The sequence below is a fragment of the Micromonospora sp. NPDC005324 genome (genome assembly GCF_040607155.1).
GTDB classification, from domain to species: domain Bacteria; phylum Actinomycetota; class Actinomycetes; order Mycobacteriales; family Micromonosporaceae; genus Micromonospora; species Micromonospora trifolii.
Map to the genome: position 1 here is coordinate 1 of NZ_JBEXGE010000001.1, position 12,715 is coordinate 12,715.

A 12,715-nucleotide genomic window follows, 5' to 3' on the forward strand; every position below is an offset into this window, starting at 1 on the left:
GCAGCTTCCACAAGATCCCATTGATGACCTGCCGGTGATCCCGCCACCGCCCCCGCGCACCACCAGGCTCGGGCAGCAGCGGCGCGATCACCGCCCACGCCTCGTCAGTCAGTTCACCACGACGTACCACCGGCACATCGTCAACGATCGACCGCTACAAGATCGGCAGGACACGCCCTAGTCGATGCCTAGTGGGCGGTGGTTACCCGGCTGGTGAACGGCGTTCGGATGCGCGTTCGGAACTGGTGTCCTTATCGCCATGACCGACATCGATTGCCATCCGCTCTACGGCATCCGCGAGCCGCCGCACCTCGGCGTGAAGCTGGTCCAACCGCGCGAGTACCAGCGACGAGCTGTCCGCCCGCCCTACGCCCCCACCGCTGTTCGGCGGCGTGGCCCCGGTCAGCACGGCACGAAGGTAGTCGTCCGGCCAGCCGAGAGCCTGAGAAATCGCGGCGAGCGTGCGCGCCGACCGCTTGCGCGTCGCGGTCGCCTTTTGCAGCTCACGCAGGGTGGCAACCGACACCTTGGACCGCTCGGCCAACTCCTGCTGTGACAGCGGCAAATCGGCCATCCGGCCGTTGATTGCGCTGGCCACAGCCTGCCAATCCTCCACCCGATGCCTCCCTGTCTGACTGCTTGATCCGCTGATCCTAGTCCCCTCACCTCGTTGACATCGCACAACTTCGGCGCTAATTTTAGCGCTGAAATCAGCTACAACAGCCGGCAGGCCGCCGGGGAAGGCAGCCCCTCACGGAGCTGCGCGCCCACGAGCCTCCGCGCAGCCGTTCATTGAGAACTGAACAGAGGTCCGGGGCGCAGGGAGATCCGTCTTCCTCATTGGCCCCGATGCATGCGACCTAGGGGTAGCTGCGGGTGTCAGCCGTTGACGTGTCCGGCTGCAAGACGTGTCCGCTCGCTTGCTCAACCGAGGGTCGCCGGGCGTGCCTGCGTGGCACGCCGTGTTCGTCCGGGGAACGCTGCCGGCTGCGGCGCGCTCCTCGGCTTTCCGACTTCATTCGAGCTGGGAGAGGTGAGCCGTCATGTCCGTGAGCATCGCCGCCGCCGTGCGGATTACGACCAAGAGCAACGCCGTGTGGCGCGACTGCCGCGTCTGCGGCTCCCTCGCCCCCCTCGCTCCTGATCAGGACTGCTGCCGCTCGTGCGGTCAGTCCACCACCGCCCGCCGCCGTCCGGTGGCCGGCAAGCGTCGTTCCGGGAGGAAACCCAAGTGATCCACGACCTTCACACGGAGCCGCAGGGTCCGAGCCTCGATGACCTGGCAGCGATTGAGCGGGAGATGCCGCTGATTGACGCCGAGGTGCTGTTGCTGGACGCGCAAATCACGATCATTTGCGCCGAGCCTGCTCCGTCTGATCTGGACTGGCAGCGGGTACGTCGGGCGCGGCGGCAGGTGCTGCGCGAGGCCCGCGCGCTGCTGGCCGTGCGATCGGTTGTCCACCGTTCGGCCGCCTGATGAACGAGGTGGACCTCACCCGCTACCGCTACACGAGCGCCGACCTGGAATCGCTGCCACCAAGCCGGCTGCGGGCCGGGGACCTGCTCGCCAGCGCCGGACCGCCCGGGACAGCACGGCACGCCGCCGACCGGGTAATCGCGGTCGATTGGGCGGGCTGGTCGCGGTTCTGGGGCGCTGACACCTGGCGGGTGCGCTACCGCAGCCCGTGGGGTGAGCAGGAGTTCGTCAACCCGGACACCATGCACGTTCACCGTGTGCGCCGGGACGTGACCTGATGTCGCGCATCCGCGCCGCCTACTTCGACCCGGACGGCACGCGGTACGGCATCCCCACCTACTGGTGGAAGGGTGCCCCGCCCGGCTACGCCACCCGCCGTCAACTGACCGCCGCCGGCCTGCGCCCCGGTGGTCAACCCGTCGCCGCTCAGGTGCTCTGGCGCGGCGTCGGCGGCACCCGCACCGCGTACCTCTACCGGGTCGACTTGGCCGCCCCGAAGCGCACCGCGACCCCGGCGCAGCGCGTCGCGATCGGCAAAGCCCTCACGGCCCGCCGCACCTACCCGACCTGCCGGTTGGTGCGGCCCTACGTCATTCCGCGCTCGCTCGGCGAGTGCCTGGCCTGTTCCCCGCTGCTGAAGGAGTCCCGTTGAGCGCACGGAAGAACCGCCGCGCCGTCATGGCCGAACTGATCCTGCTGGCCAACCCGACCGCCATCCACGTCCACACCCCCGACGTTTCGCTGTCGATCACCTTCGACAGCATCGCCGAAATCAAGTCGTGGCTGCACCTGGCCGGACTCAACGACCCGGACATGCTGATCGGCGAGCACCAGGGCACCGCCGACGACGGCCGCCCGTACCGGCAGATGAACGCGTACCCGACGTGGCACGGCTGGGAGTTCTACGCCACCGCCACCGAGTACACCGACAGCGGCGCAACCCTCGACCCGACGACCGCCGATCAGCTTGCCGCGCTGGCGGTGGCCTGATGACCGACCGGACCTTCACCCACCCGACCGTGCTGGCCGGCATCGCCGCCGGGGCGGGCTGGGCCGACCCGACCATGAACCCCGCCGACATCGACTGGACTGCCCGCCGGACCGCCGCCGCGATCCCGTTCCCCCTCGTCGACGGCCGACCGGTCAACCCGTACGCGCCCACCGGTATCCGCTACGGGCGCAACGAGCTAGGCCACTGGGGCGAGGCGCAGGCCGCCGACGCGATTGTCACCGCCTCCGACCCGGACGGGTGGCGGTGGCTGCTGCTGATCGAGCGCGACGACAACCACGGATGGGCGCTGCCCGGCGGTCACGTCGACCCCGGCGAGGACCCCACCGCCGCCGCGTTCCGAGAGCTGGCCGAGGAAACCAGCCTGACCGCCGACCCCACCGACCCGCGGGTGACGACGCTGCCGGCCCGCTACGTGCCCGACCCCCGCGCCTCCGACGAGGCGTGGATGGTCACCACCCCCGTTCGCATCGACCTCGGCAGAGGCTTCCTCGTGCTGCCCGACGTGGTCGGCAGCGACGACGCCCGCCGCGCGGTCTGGGTGCCCGCCGTGGACTTCGCCTGCGTGGTTCGTCACCTGGCCGAGGTCTACGCCGGCACCGTCTTCCCCGCTCACCGAGACCTGCTCGCCGACATTCTCAACGACTGACCGGGAGGTCACCCCTGATGGGTATGTTCCGTCGTACGCCGGAAGACCCGGCGATCCTGGCCGCCCGCGCTGCGGCCAACCGTGAGTCCGCCGCCGCCGAGGTGGCGCGCGCCCGACTGGTGGCGCAGCTCGACCGGGAGCAGCAAGAAGCCAACGCCGAGCACGCCCGCCGGCAGACCATCGCCGACGAGCAGGAACACCGCCGCCGGCAGACCGCCCGCCGCATCGACCGCGCCGAGGCCGCCGCCCGGCGCCGCAAAGCCCGCGCGGAGTTCACCACGAAGCTGCGCCCGGTACTGCCGCTGCTACTCATCAACGGCGGCGCGGCCTACGCACAGGCCGCCTACGCCTACTCCGAGATCGCCCCGGCCGCGTGGAACGGCCCGTCTCGGGTGGCGTTCGCGGTGGCCTTCTCGCTCGCTTTGGAGTCCATCGCTGTCTACGTCCAGTGGCACGCCCACGACGCGCTGATGCTCAAGGCCCACGCCACCGCCGCATCCCTGCGACGGGCCGCGTGGGGCATCGCCGCCGTGGTCGCTGCCATCAACTACGCCCACTTCGCCAACGGCATCACGCCTACGGCGGCGGCGGTCGCGTTCGCGCTGCTGTCGCTGCTCTCCCCGTGGCTGTGGGGTCTGCACACCCGCCGCGCACAGCACATGCAGTTGCTGGCCGAGGACGCGAGCCTGATCGACACCGCCGGGGTGGAGTTCTCCCCGAAGCGCCGCCGCATGTTCCCGATCCGCTCCCTGATGGCCGCCCGCTGGTCGATCGAGCACAACGAGCGCGACCCGCGTAAGGCATGGGACGGCTACAACGCCGAACGGGCCGCTCGCCAAGCCGACAAGGCCACCCGGGCGGAGAAGCCCACCGCACCGCAAACGCCGGACCCGACGCCGGAGGTGCCGGAGCACGCTGAGCCGGTCACCCCGACCCCGGTCGCGCCGGTTCGTGAGCCGGTCCGCCCGGCGCGGGTCACGGCTCGATCCCTGACCGCCAGTGAGCGGGTCGTCGTCGCCCACGTCGCCGACCCGAGCGCACCCCACGGCCAGATCGCACGGGCCGCGAACGTCAGCGTGAGCACCGTCAAGCGCCACCGCCCCCACCCCGAGATCGGGTCACCATTGCGCCCGGACGCTGCGGCGACGCCGGTCAACGGCACCCCCGTGGAGATGGCCGCATGAGCGACGAGAACGTCCAGGCGTTCCGCCGGTCCGGGCAGACCGGCAAGACCCGCTCGGTGAGCCAACCCAGCAGCGCCGAGCAGGCCCGACACGCGGCCGACGCGAAGCGGCAGAAGCTGCCACGCGGTTCATCGGACACGTTCGAGGTCCGCAAGCCCCACAAGAAGTAGCGCCGCCCGGCGGCACGGCCACCGGCTCGCAACCTGAGCCGTGCCGCCGGCCCACCCCCTCAGCCGAACCGACCTCGGGAGATACCCCTCATGTTCGCAGACCCCACCGGCGCCCACGCGGCCACGTTCGCCGCAGTGTTCGCCGCCCTCTACGTCGCCCACCAGCTGGGCGACCACTGGATCCAGACCCAGCACCAAGCCGACTGCAAAGGCCAGCCCGGCTGGCCCGGCCGCATCGCTTGCGCCGCCCACGTCGCCACCTACACCGCCACGGCCCTGGCCGCGTTGGTGTTCCTGATCGCCGGCACCGGGCTGCGGCTCGACCCGTGGGCGCTCGGCGTGGGCTTGACCGTCTCCGGGGTGTCGCACTACATCGCCGACCGGCGCGAGCCGCTACGCCGGATCGCCGAAGCGCTCGGCTCAGCCCGCTTCCACGCCCTCGGCGCGCCCCGCCCCGGCCACGACGACAACCCCTCCCTGGGGACCGGCGCGTACGCCCTGGATCAGTCCTGGCACATCGGGTTCCTGTTCGTCTCCGCCCTGCTCATCGCGGCCTGACCGCCCCCGTCGCCACCGGCCCATTACCCGGTGGTGCGCGGAGGCCGCCAGACCCGCTGGCAGCCATGGCAAGGAGGAACCCCGTGGCGAAGTCGTCCTGCTCCACCTGCGGCAAAGGCTTCCGGTCCGTCTCGATCGACAGCACCGGCACCCTCGCGATCTGCACCGCCGGGCACTACAACTTCGACCCCGGCAGCCGCTCCGACAACGGATCGATCACGACCGGTTCGGTGAAGGTCAAGGGCCAGTCCGCGATCGGTGACGGCGCGGTCGCCATCAGCGGCATCAAGGGCCGCAAGGGCAAGCGCTGATGGCCCGCCGCGAGTACAGCCACTTCGACCGCGACGGACGCCCCTACCTCGACGCCAAGGGCCAGCCGCTCGCCAAGAACGTCACCCTGCCTCGCCACCTACGCGGCCACGACGAGTACAGCACCGGAACCATCCGCGAGGGTCTGCTGTCGCGGCTGCTCAGCCCCACCCCGAAACGCCGCTGACCCCGGCGCGCAGATCGACGCCTACCAGCCTGCCAGTACAACCCGGAAGGAACCACCGTGGGTAAGAAGTACCTGTTCAGCGAGGACAGCAACGGCCGCTCCCGTGAAATCAAAGTCGACCCGAAGCACCTCGACCGGCAGATCCGCGAAGAACGGGCCGCCGGGCGCACCCCGACCGTCCTCGACGAAGACGAGCGCATCCGATTCGGCCGGCTCAGCCAGCAGGGCAAGGGTCGCCGCTGATGGCGCACCGCTGCGGCCGGTGCGGCTGCCTGCACGCCAACTCCGGCGGCATCCCCGGTCGGGGGTGCCTGTCCTGCGGGTGCGCGTGCGCCCCGCTCAACCGTGGCAAGACGTGCCGCTGCTGCGGCGCCACCGGAAAGTAGCCCCGCCCGGCGGCACAGCCCTACGGCCTCAGAAACCAGTGCTGTGCCGCCGGTCCAACCCCTCAACCCGCCTGGGATCTCGGGAGGACCACCAGTATGTCTGACCGTCAACTACGCGAGCACCACGACCGGATCGTCGCTCGCAACCGTGAAGCCCGTCAGGCGCAGATGCGTGAGGCGCAGCGCCAAGCCGACGAGCGCAACCGCGCCCGCGCCGCCCGCCAGGCCGAGCAGGGCCGCAAGCGGTGAGCGCCGACCGGTTCACCGACGCGTACGAGCGGTGGCGCGACACCGACGCCGCCGCGACCGCCACCGGCAGCAAGGCCGCTCGCGCGGAGGCCGAGCGGCAGCGCAAGGCCCTGCACGACAGCCGCGAAGCGCAGCACGCCCGGCAGAAGCTCAACGGCCGCGCCGCACCCCGCGACCGCCGCTGACCTTCCCCACCTGGCACCGCTGACCGCTTCCGCCGCCACCGGCTCATCACCCGGTGGCGTCCGGTGGCCGCCAGACCCGCTGGACGGCACAACCCCCGAAGGAAACCACCGTGGGACGCACCAACCGCGCATCCGGCAACGACCGCGTTGCCATCCAGGTCGGCGAGGTCAAGGGCAGCAAGACCCCCAAGCCCGCCCCGACCGGCAAGGACACGCCCGCCCGCACGGAGAACATCCGCTCCGGTAACGCCACGGTCGGCCGGCAGGTCGACGAGATCCGGGGCGACTTCACCATCCGCTGGTAACCCCTGCCCGGCGGCGCGGCCATCTGGCTACCAACCTGCGCCGCGCCGCCGGCCCCCTACCGATCTCCCGACCGTTGGAGGAACCCCCATCATGACCAGCGATCCCATCACCAACCCCACCGAACCGCCGCCGGATGAGAAGGCTGCCCGGATCGTGGATCTGGCGCAGCGGCGGGCGGACCGCGCCGCCGCGGCGCAGGGCTTGTCCGCCGCCGACGCGACGGACGCCGAAACCGTCACCCCTGACCCGGTGATCGTGGGTGGGCCGGTCGACCCGCCGGAGCGCCGCCCGGACCTGGCTGAGGTGTTGGATCGGCGGTCCGGTCCGGTGCTGCCGGTGTGGTTGACCGACCGCTACCAGCGGCGCGACATGCTGCGCCGTGCGGTGAGCGCCGCCGGGTATCACGTCGGCACGCATGTGGTGCTGTCGCCGGTCTACGCGGGAAAGGTCGCCTGGTACGCGCCTCAGGGTGCGGCGCGGCTGTTCTCGCGGGTGCTGGGCTGGACCAGCGCGGAGACGGGGAACTGGCACCTGCGGCAGGATGCGGCGAACCGCAACGACCCGAAGACGTGGTTGGACCTGGACCGGCACCGGATGCGGCAGGCGTCGTGGCGGTGGTGGGTCACCGGCGCCGCCACTCTCACCACCGGCAGCGGCGGGATGCTGCTCGCCGCCGACGTCACCCCGTGGTCGGTGAAGCTACCCATCCTGGCCGCCGCCCTGATCGGCCTGGCCCGCTACGGCCGCCCGCTGGATAAGCCGATCCTGGCCCGCACCGTCGTGCGGCCGGTGTACCGCAAGCTCACCGCGGAGCTGACCCGTAAGGGCATCATGGCCACCGGCCTGGTCAAGCGCCCGGAGGACATCGTGTTCCCCGCCGGGGTCGGGGAGATCCGCCGGGACGGTCCCGGCTACCTGGCGATCGTGGACCTCCCGGATGGGGTGATCGCGGTTGACGTGGTGGAGGAACGGCCCAAGTTGGCCGGTGGGCTGCGCCTGCCGATGGATCAGGTGTGGCCGGATGTCATGCCTCGCGAGCACCCCTCACGGCTGGCGCTGTGGGTGGCCGACCGTCCGGTGTCGGCCATGAAGCAACCGCCCTGGCCGCTGCTGCGAGGTGGGCAGACGGACTACTTCAAGCCGTTCGTCTACGGCTTCGACCCGCGCATGCGCCCCGTGGAGTACCGCATGGACGAGCGGAACAGCCTGTTCGCCGGGTTCCCCGGGTCGGGCAAGAGCTTGTCGGCGCGGGTGGTGCTCGCCGGCATGGCCCTCGACCCGCTGGTGCAGTTCGCCGTGTTCGACCTGGCAGGGCGCGGGGACTTCGACGCGTTCGAGCCGCTGTGCCCGCCGGGGCTGTTCGGCTCCGGTGCGGACGAGGGAACGAAGGCCAACGCGTACCGGATGCTGATGTGGCTGCTCAAGGAGTGCGACGAGCGCGGCCCGCGTATCAAGCACTACGCCAAGCAGGGGCTCAACACGGAGAACAAGCTCAACCGGGCCATCGCTGAGAAGGACGCCCGGCTGCGCCCGATCGTGGCCCCGATCGATGAGGTGCAAGAGTTGATCACCGACCCGGAGATCGGCAAATCGGCCACGGCCGCGATGACGAGCATCGTCAAGCGCGGTCGGGCGCTGGGCATCCACCTCGTGCTCATGACCCAGCGCATCGACAACCAGTCGCTGCCCAAGGGCGTCACGTCGAACATCGCTATCCGGACGTGCCTGGCTGTTCCGTCGCACGTCGAGACGGACCTAGCCCTAGGGACGGGCGCGTACCGGCAGGGTGCCCGGCCGACGCAGTTCGAAATCGGGGTGGACGCCGGTTGGGGCGTGCGGGTGGGCTACGGGCAGATGTCCGCCGTCCGCGCCGCGTACCTCGACCGGGCCGCCGTGGAGAGGATCTGCGCCCGGGGCGTGGCCCTGCGCGGCGGGACCACCGGGCCGGCCGACCTTCCGGCCGCGCGGGACGTGCTGGACGACTTACGGGCCGTGTGGGTGCCGGCCGAGCGTGGTCAGCACTGGGACACCCTGGCCGGCAGGCTGGCCGACCGGTTCCCCGAGGCGTACTCGGCCGTCACTCCGGAGGCGCTGTCCGCGCTCGTGCGGGGCAAGGGAGTCGAGTCACGCAACGTGAAGTCCGGCGGTGCGACCCGCAAGGGCACGTACCTCGCGGACATCACCGCCGCCGCGCAACAGCGCGAGGGCGACGCCGGCTGACGCCGGTAGCGGGGGTGGGTAGCGCACCGATGAGGGGTAGCGGCACCGCTACCCGGGCCGCTACCCGCCCCACCAGCACCGATCTTCACCGGTAGCGGTAGCGGCGCATCCCGCCTACCGCCGGTAACCCCCTGTTTGGAGCATCCAATGACCCTGACCGTGGCCGCTACCAGCACAAACACGCCCGGAATGTCCGCAGTCTGGTTCGCCGGAATTGCCCTGATCGTCGCTGTCGGTTACGCCGGAGCGTGCTACGTCAAGCCGTTCACGGCCTGTCACCGCTGCAAGGGCACCGGTACCGCCCCGCCGCCGATGTGGCGACGGCTGCTGCGCCGCACGACCAGTCCCCGCGCGCTGCGCGGACGGCACGACTGCCGCCGCTGCACCGGCACCGGTCTGCGACTGCGGATCGGTCGCCGCACGTTCAACCACTTCCGCCGGCTACGCCGGCACGCGGGCCGATGAACCGCCGCGCCGCCGGGCACACCGACTGGTGCGGCAAGGACCACCGCTGCGGCCTCGGTGAGCACCGCTCCGACGAGATCGTGGTCGACGTCGCCGGCCGCTCCCGCGCCGTGCTGGTGCGGGTGCGCAGCGCTACCGGGCGGGAGCACGCCGAGGTCCGCGTCAGGGTTGCGCTCGCCCCATCCGAGCTGGCGGCGCGGCGGCAGATGCTCGGGCTGCTTAGTGACCTGCGGGAAACCGTGACCCGCGCGGCCGTCGCGGGTCGCCCCCGGCCGAGGCGGGCAACCTGATGCCCGGCGCGCGTCGCGACGGCCCGTCCCCGCGTGACGCCCGGCTGTCCGGGTTAGAGGTCTGGCTCAGCGGCACGCCTGCCGAGCTAGATGCCGTCACTGCCGCGCTGGTCGATGCCGGGCACCTTACGCAGCACGGCACCCGCCGGCCGCTGACCGGTGCTGACGCCGGCCGCTACCGGCTCTATCTACGCCTGAGCGTCATCGCCGGGCGGCAGCGGCCCAACCGCACCCCGGACACCTCCGGTGGTGCGCTGATCGACCTCGCCGCCGCTCGCGTCCAGCGCCGCCCGGCCTGACCCGATTCCCCCGAGCCTTGGGAGATGTCCCATGCCTGACCTTTTGACGGCCGCGCTCGCGCACGCTGCGCGCGGCTGGCACGTCTTCCCGCTGCGTCCCGACGACCAACCCGACGACCCGGACCACGCCAAGCGGCCCGCGTTTCCCAACCGCTGCACCGCCGAGCACTGCCCCCGCACCGACCCGCGCTGCCGCGCCGCCGGCCGTCACGTCGGGTGGGAGGAACGCGCCACCACCGACCCCGACCGTATCCGCCGGGCATGGTCGACCCGCCCCTACGGCATCGGCATCGCATGCGGCCCGTCCGGGCTGGTCGTGGTCGACCTCGACGTGCCCAAGCACCCCGACGACACCCCGCCGCCCCGGTGGGCCGGGGCATGTGACGGCCTGGACGTATTCGGCACCCTCGCCGACCGGCACGGCGGCATCGACGCCACGTACACAGTGACCACGGCCAGCGGCGGCAGTCACCTCTACTACCGCCACCCCGCCGGGCCGGCGCTGCGCAACACGACCGGCGACCGAGGCGGGATGGGCTGGAAGGTCGACACCCGCGCTCACGGTGGCTACGTCGTCGCCGCCGGCAGCACCGTCGCCGGGCACCCGTACACGGTGGCGTTGGACTGCGACCCGGCGCCGCTGCCCGCGTGGCTGGCCGGGCTACTTGCCCCCGCCCACCGGCCCGCGCACCGGCCCGCCCCGGTGGCGCTGCCGCCGGACCGACGCGGCGCATACCTCGCGGCAGCGATCCGCCGGCAGGTCGACCACCTCACCGCCGCACCGGAGGGCCAGCGCAACCACGCCCTGTTCGCCTCGGCCGTTGCGCTCGGGCAGCTCGTCGCCGGGGGAGCGCTCACCGACGCCGACGTGACCGCCGTCCTGGAACCCGCCGCGCTGTCGCTCGGCCTGCCCGCCGGGGAGGTCGCCCGCACGATCGCGTCCGGGCTGCGGACCGGGGCGAACAACCCGCGCACCCTCGCCGGGGTCGGCATGGCGGCGGCATGAGCACCCGGTTGCAGATCGGCTCCGGCCCCGAAACGATCCGCGTGCTCAAAGCCGCGCTGGTCGACGGGCTGCTACCCGACACCTACGTGTCCGCCGGAGCGCTCGTGCACATGGAAGCCGTGTCCGGCGGGCTGGCGACCGCCGCTGATGAGGACTCGCCGCTGCCGGTGTCGGCCAGCATGGTCAACCCCGCTGGGCTGGCCGGGCTGCTGGCCGAGCACGCCTACGTGTACCGGCTCAAGACCCGCAAGAGCGACACCGGCGACCCCGAGGTCTACGAAGACGAAGTCACCCCACCTCGCGACATCCTGTCGTCCGTGCTGGCCGGGAAGACGTGGCCGGGCGTGCCGCCGCTGCGCGGGATCATCGGTGCCCCGGTGCTGCGCCGTGACGGCACCCTGCTGCAACAGCCCGGCTACGACCCGGTGACCGGCCTCTACCTCGCGTCCAAGGTGGCGCTTCCCCCGGTGCCGGACGAGCCGACCCCGGAGCAGGTCGCGGAGGCGCGCACGTTCCTGCTCGGCCGGTTCCTACGGGACTTCCCATGGGCATCCGCCGCTGACCGGGCCAACTACGTGGCGCTGCTGGCCACGCCGATCCTGCGGCACTTCACCCGCAGCTTGACGCCGTTCGCTCTGATCGACGCGACCATGCCATCCAGCGGTAAGACGATCCTCACGGCCGGGCCGGGGATGCTCTACGGCCAGCGCGTCATGACCTGGGCCTACTCCGACGAGGAACTGCGCAAGTCCATCACGGCGGTGCTGGCCGAGCAGGTGGGCGTGGTCATCTGGGACAACCTGGCCGAGGGAACCGTCATCGACTCAGCCGTCCTCGCTCAACTCGTCACCTCCGGCGTCTGGTCCGACCGGCAGCTAGGCGCGTCGCGCAACGTCGCCACCGTCAACGACCGGCTGTGGATGGCCACCGGCAACAACCTTCAGGTTGGCGGGGACATGGCATCCCGCACCGTGCGGGTGCGCCTCGACCCGGACATGCCCCGCCCCGAACTGCGAGACCAACGCGGGTTCGGCATCCCCCACCTCGACCAGTGGATCACCGACCCGGCGAACCAACTCACCGTCCTGTGGCACCTGCTCGTGCTGGTGCTCGACTGGACGCGGCGGGGTGCACCGCGGGTGTCGGGGTTGTCGATGCGGCAGTTCTCGCCGTGGGCGCAAGCTTTGGGCGGGTTCCTGGCGCATCACGGGATCGATGGGTTCCTGACCAACGCGGCCGATATCCGTGAGATCGATGAAGACGAAACGCGCTGGCGCGCGTTCCTCACTTGCTGGCACGACCGCCACGGCGGCCGTGCGATGACCGCCGCCGAACTCCGGCAAGACGGCGAACCCATGCACCTCGGCAGCGACGTCAACGACCCGTGGGACGGACAGTTCATCACCACCCACAACGGGCGGCTACCCAACCCACTGCAACTCGGCCGGCTGCTCACCGGGCAAGCCGGGCGGTGGCGCGGTGAGCACGTCGTCCGCGCCGGCCGCAACGACCGCGGCGACCGCTCCGTGTTCTGGGTCGAGCACCACGAGGGGTAAAACCCGCTGAACCATCTCCGCATCTCCGCAACGCCGCACCAACCCCGCTCTACCAGGGAAAACACCCTGCGGAGATCAGAACCAAGAGGAACATCAATCTCCGCATCTCCGCAACCAACTGCGGAGATCCCACCTCTTTGCGGAGATGACCCCTCACCACCTCCGACCATCTCCGCAAGCATTTGCCCAGCTCACAGCCATGTTTGCGGA

22 protein-coding genes are annotated in these 12,715 nt (G+C 71.3%); 20 read left to right on the forward strand and 2 right to left on the reverse strand.

The window, feature by feature from the left end:
* A partial coding sequence (locus ABZS40_RS00005) for a transposase (RefSeq protein WP_354940824.1) occupies nt 1-148 on the reverse strand: 148 nt, incomplete at its 3' end.
* A gap of 54 nt (nt 149-202) precedes the next feature.
* Entirely contained in the window at nt 203-616 is a 414-nt protein-coding gene (locus ABZS40_RS00010; protein WP_354939848.1) for a helix-turn-helix transcriptional regulator, read from the reverse strand.
* A 615-nt stretch (nt 617-1,231) separates the two neighbouring features.
* Between ABZS40_RS00010 and ABZS40_RS00015 the strand changes: the two genes are divergently transcribed.
* The 20 genes from ABZS40_RS00015 to ABZS40_RS00110 all read left to right on the forward strand — a co-directional run bounded on the left by ABZS40_RS00015 (nt 1,232) and on the right by ABZS40_RS00110 (nt 12,505).
* Nucleotides 1,232-1,477 carry a DUF6284 family protein gene (locus tag ABZS40_RS00015; protein WP_354939851.1) on the forward strand — a complete coding sequence of 82 codons (246 nt, stop codon included), beginning with the start codon at nt 1,232-1,234 and terminating at the stop codon, nt 1,475-1,477.
* Nucleotides 1,477-1,755, forward strand: a complete 279-nt coding sequence (locus ABZS40_RS00020) for a hypothetical protein (RefSeq protein ID WP_354939854.1) — start codon at nt 1,477-1,479, stop codon at nt 1,753-1,755. The genes ABZS40_RS00015 and ABZS40_RS00020 overlap by 1 nt, the downstream gene beginning before the upstream one ends.
* Nucleotides 1,755-2,129: an RRQRL motif-containing zinc-binding protein gene (locus ABZS40_RS00025; protein ID WP_354939857.1), complete on the forward strand. Its 375-nt coding sequence runs from the start codon at nt 1,755-1,757 to the stop codon at nt 2,127-2,129. Before ABZS40_RS00020 ends, ABZS40_RS00025 begins: the two co-directional genes overlap by 1 nt.
* A gap of 26 nt (nt 2,130-2,155) precedes the next feature.
* Nucleotides 2,156-2,467 (forward strand): hypothetical protein, encoded by a 312-nt coding sequence (locus ABZS40_RS00030; RefSeq protein ID WP_354940827.1) that lies wholly within the window; start codon nt 2,156-2,158, stop codon nt 2,465-2,467.
* Nucleotides 2,467-3,135: an NUDIX domain-containing protein gene (locus ABZS40_RS00035; protein ID WP_354939860.1), complete on the forward strand. Its 669-nt coding sequence runs from the start codon at nt 2,467-2,469 to the stop codon at nt 3,133-3,135. The genes ABZS40_RS00030 and ABZS40_RS00035 overlap by 1 nt, the downstream gene beginning before the upstream one ends.
* A 17-nt stretch (nt 3,136-3,152) precedes the next feature.
* The gene (locus ABZS40_RS00040; RefSeq protein WP_354939863.1) at nt 3,153-4,319 is read left to right on the forward strand and encodes a hypothetical protein; all 1,167 of its coding nucleotides are present in this window, start codon (nt 3,153-3,155) and stop codon (nt 4,317-4,319) included.
* Nucleotides 4,316-4,489, forward strand: a complete 174-nt coding sequence (locus tag ABZS40_RS00045) for a hypothetical protein (protein WP_354939866.1) — start codon at nt 4,316-4,318, stop codon at nt 4,487-4,489. The genes ABZS40_RS00040 and ABZS40_RS00045 overlap by 4 nt, the downstream gene beginning before the upstream one ends.
* Nucleotides 4,490-4,579: 90 nt before the next feature.
* The gene (locus ABZS40_RS00050) at nt 4,580-5,047 is read left to right on the forward strand and encodes a DUF3307 domain-containing protein (RefSeq protein ID WP_354939869.1); all 468 of its coding nucleotides are present in this window, start codon (nt 4,580-4,582) and stop codon (nt 5,045-5,047) included.
* Between the two features lie 83 nt (nt 5,048-5,130).
* A complete protein-coding gene (locus tag ABZS40_RS00055) occupies nt 5,131-5,358 on the forward strand; it encodes a hypothetical protein (RefSeq protein ID WP_354939872.1) in 228 nt (75 codons plus the stop codon).
* Entirely contained in the window at nt 5,358-5,543 is a 186-nt protein-coding gene (locus ABZS40_RS00060; protein ID WP_354939875.1) for a hypothetical protein, read from the forward strand. The genes ABZS40_RS00055 and ABZS40_RS00060 overlap by 1 nt, the downstream gene beginning before the upstream one ends.
* Before the next feature lie 57 nt (nt 5,544-5,600).
* On the forward strand, nt 5,601-5,786 hold the full coding sequence (locus ABZS40_RS00065) for a hypothetical protein (protein ID WP_354939877.1): 186 nt from the start codon (nt 5,601-5,603) through the stop codon (nt 5,784-5,786).
* Between the two features lie 239 nt (nt 5,787-6,025).
* Entirely contained in the window at nt 6,026-6,178 is a 153-nt protein-coding gene (locus tag ABZS40_RS00070) for a hypothetical protein (protein ID WP_354939880.1), read from the forward strand.
* A complete protein-coding gene (locus tag ABZS40_RS00075; protein ID WP_354939883.1) occupies nt 6,175-6,363 on the forward strand; it encodes a hypothetical protein in 189 nt (62 codons plus the stop codon). The genes ABZS40_RS00070 and ABZS40_RS00075 overlap by 4 nt, the downstream gene beginning before the upstream one ends.
* A 110-nt stretch (nt 6,364-6,473) precedes the next feature.
* Nucleotides 6,474-6,668 (forward strand): hypothetical protein, encoded by a 195-nt coding sequence (locus ABZS40_RS00080; protein WP_354939886.1) that lies wholly within the window; start codon nt 6,474-6,476, stop codon nt 6,666-6,668.
* 91 nt (nt 6,669-6,759) lie between these two features.
* The gene (locus ABZS40_RS00085; protein WP_354939889.1) at nt 6,760-8,889 is read left to right on the forward strand and encodes an FtsK/SpoIIIE domain-containing protein; all 2,130 of its coding nucleotides are present in this window, start codon (nt 6,760-6,762) and stop codon (nt 8,887-8,889) included.
* 147 nt (nt 8,890-9,036) lie between these two features.
* Complete coding sequence (locus ABZS40_RS00090; RefSeq protein ID WP_354939892.1) at nt 9,037-9,354, forward strand: hypothetical protein; 318 nt, start codon at nt 9,037-9,039, stop codon at nt 9,352-9,354.
* Nucleotides 9,351-9,644 carry a hypothetical protein gene (locus ABZS40_RS00095; RefSeq protein ID WP_354939895.1) on the forward strand — a complete coding sequence of 98 codons (294 nt, stop codon included), beginning with the start codon at nt 9,351-9,353 and terminating at the stop codon, nt 9,642-9,644. The genes ABZS40_RS00090 and ABZS40_RS00095 overlap by 4 nt, the downstream gene beginning before the upstream one ends.
* Nucleotides 9,644-9,943, forward strand: coding sequence for a hypothetical protein (locus ABZS40_RS00100; RefSeq protein ID WP_354939898.1), 300 nt, complete (start codon nt 9,644-9,646; stop codon nt 9,941-9,943). The genes ABZS40_RS00095 and ABZS40_RS00100 overlap by 1 nt, the downstream gene beginning before the upstream one ends.
* 31 nt (nt 9,944-9,974) lie before the next feature.
* A complete protein-coding gene (locus ABZS40_RS00105) occupies nt 9,975-10,949 on the forward strand; it encodes a bifunctional DNA primase/polymerase (RefSeq protein WP_354939901.1) in 975 nt (324 codons plus the stop codon).
* The gene (locus ABZS40_RS00110; protein WP_354939904.1) at nt 10,946-12,505 is read left to right on the forward strand and encodes a hypothetical protein; all 1,560 of its coding nucleotides are present in this window, start codon (nt 10,946-10,948) and stop codon (nt 12,503-12,505) included. Before ABZS40_RS00105 ends, ABZS40_RS00110 begins: the two co-directional genes overlap by 4 nt.
* The last annotated feature ends 210 nt before the right edge of the window (nt 12,506-12,715 follow it).

Bases quoted from the DNA above. Each gene is read 5' to 3' on its own strand.
- ABZS40_RS00020 (WP_354939854.1), top strand. From the start codon at position 1,477: ATGAACGAGGTGGACCTCACCCGCTACCGCTACACGAGCGCCGACCTG.
- ABZS40_RS00035 (WP_354939860.1), top strand. From the start codon at position 2,467: ATGACCGACCGGACCTTCACCCACCCGACCGTGCTGGCCGGCATCGCC.
- ABZS40_RS00030 (WP_354940827.1), top strand. From the start codon at position 2,156: ATGGCCGAACTGATCCTGCTGGCCAACCCGACCGCCATCCACGTCCAC.
- ABZS40_RS00100 (WP_354939898.1), top strand. From the start codon at position 9,644: ATGCCCGGCGCGCGTCGCGACGGCCCGTCCCCGCGTGACGCCCGGCTG.
- ABZS40_RS00095 (WP_354939895.1), top strand. From the start codon at position 9,351: ATGAACCGCCGCGCCGCCGGGCACACCGACTGGTGCGGCAAGGACCAC.
- ABZS40_RS00105 (WP_354939901.1), top strand. From the start codon at position 9,975: ATGCCTGACCTTTTGACGGCCGCGCTCGCGCACGCTGCGCGCGGCTGG.
- ABZS40_RS00110 (WP_354939904.1), top strand. From the start codon at position 10,946: ATGAGCACCCGGTTGCAGATCGGCTCCGGCCCCGAAACGATCCGCGTG.
- ABZS40_RS00050 (WP_354939869.1), top strand. From the start codon at position 4,580: ATGTTCGCAGACCCCACCGGCGCCCACGCGGCCACGTTCGCCGCAGTG.
- ABZS40_RS00085 (WP_354939889.1), top strand. From the start codon at position 6,760: ATGACCAGCGATCCCATCACCAACCCCACCGAACCGCCGCCGGATGAG.
- ABZS40_RS00025 (WP_354939857.1), top strand. From the start codon at position 1,755: ATGTCGCGCATCCGCGCCGCCTACTTCGACCCGGACGGCACGCGGTAC.
- ABZS40_RS00045 (WP_354939866.1), top strand. From the start codon at position 4,316: ATGAGCGACGAGAACGTCCAGGCGTTCCGCCGGTCCGGGCAGACCGGC.
- ABZS40_RS00090 (WP_354939892.1), top strand. From the start codon at position 9,037: ATGACCCTGACCGTGGCCGCTACCAGCACAAACACGCCCGGAATGTCC.
- ABZS40_RS00040 (WP_354939863.1), top strand. From the start codon at position 3,153: ATGGGTATGTTCCGTCGTACGCCGGAAGACCCGGCGATCCTGGCCGCC.
- ABZS40_RS00070 (WP_354939880.1), top strand. From the start codon at position 6,026: ATGTCTGACCGTCAACTACGCGAGCACCACGACCGGATCGTCGCTCGC.
- ABZS40_RS00060 (WP_354939875.1), top strand. From the start codon at position 5,358: ATGGCCCGCCGCGAGTACAGCCACTTCGACCGCGACGGACGCCCCTAC.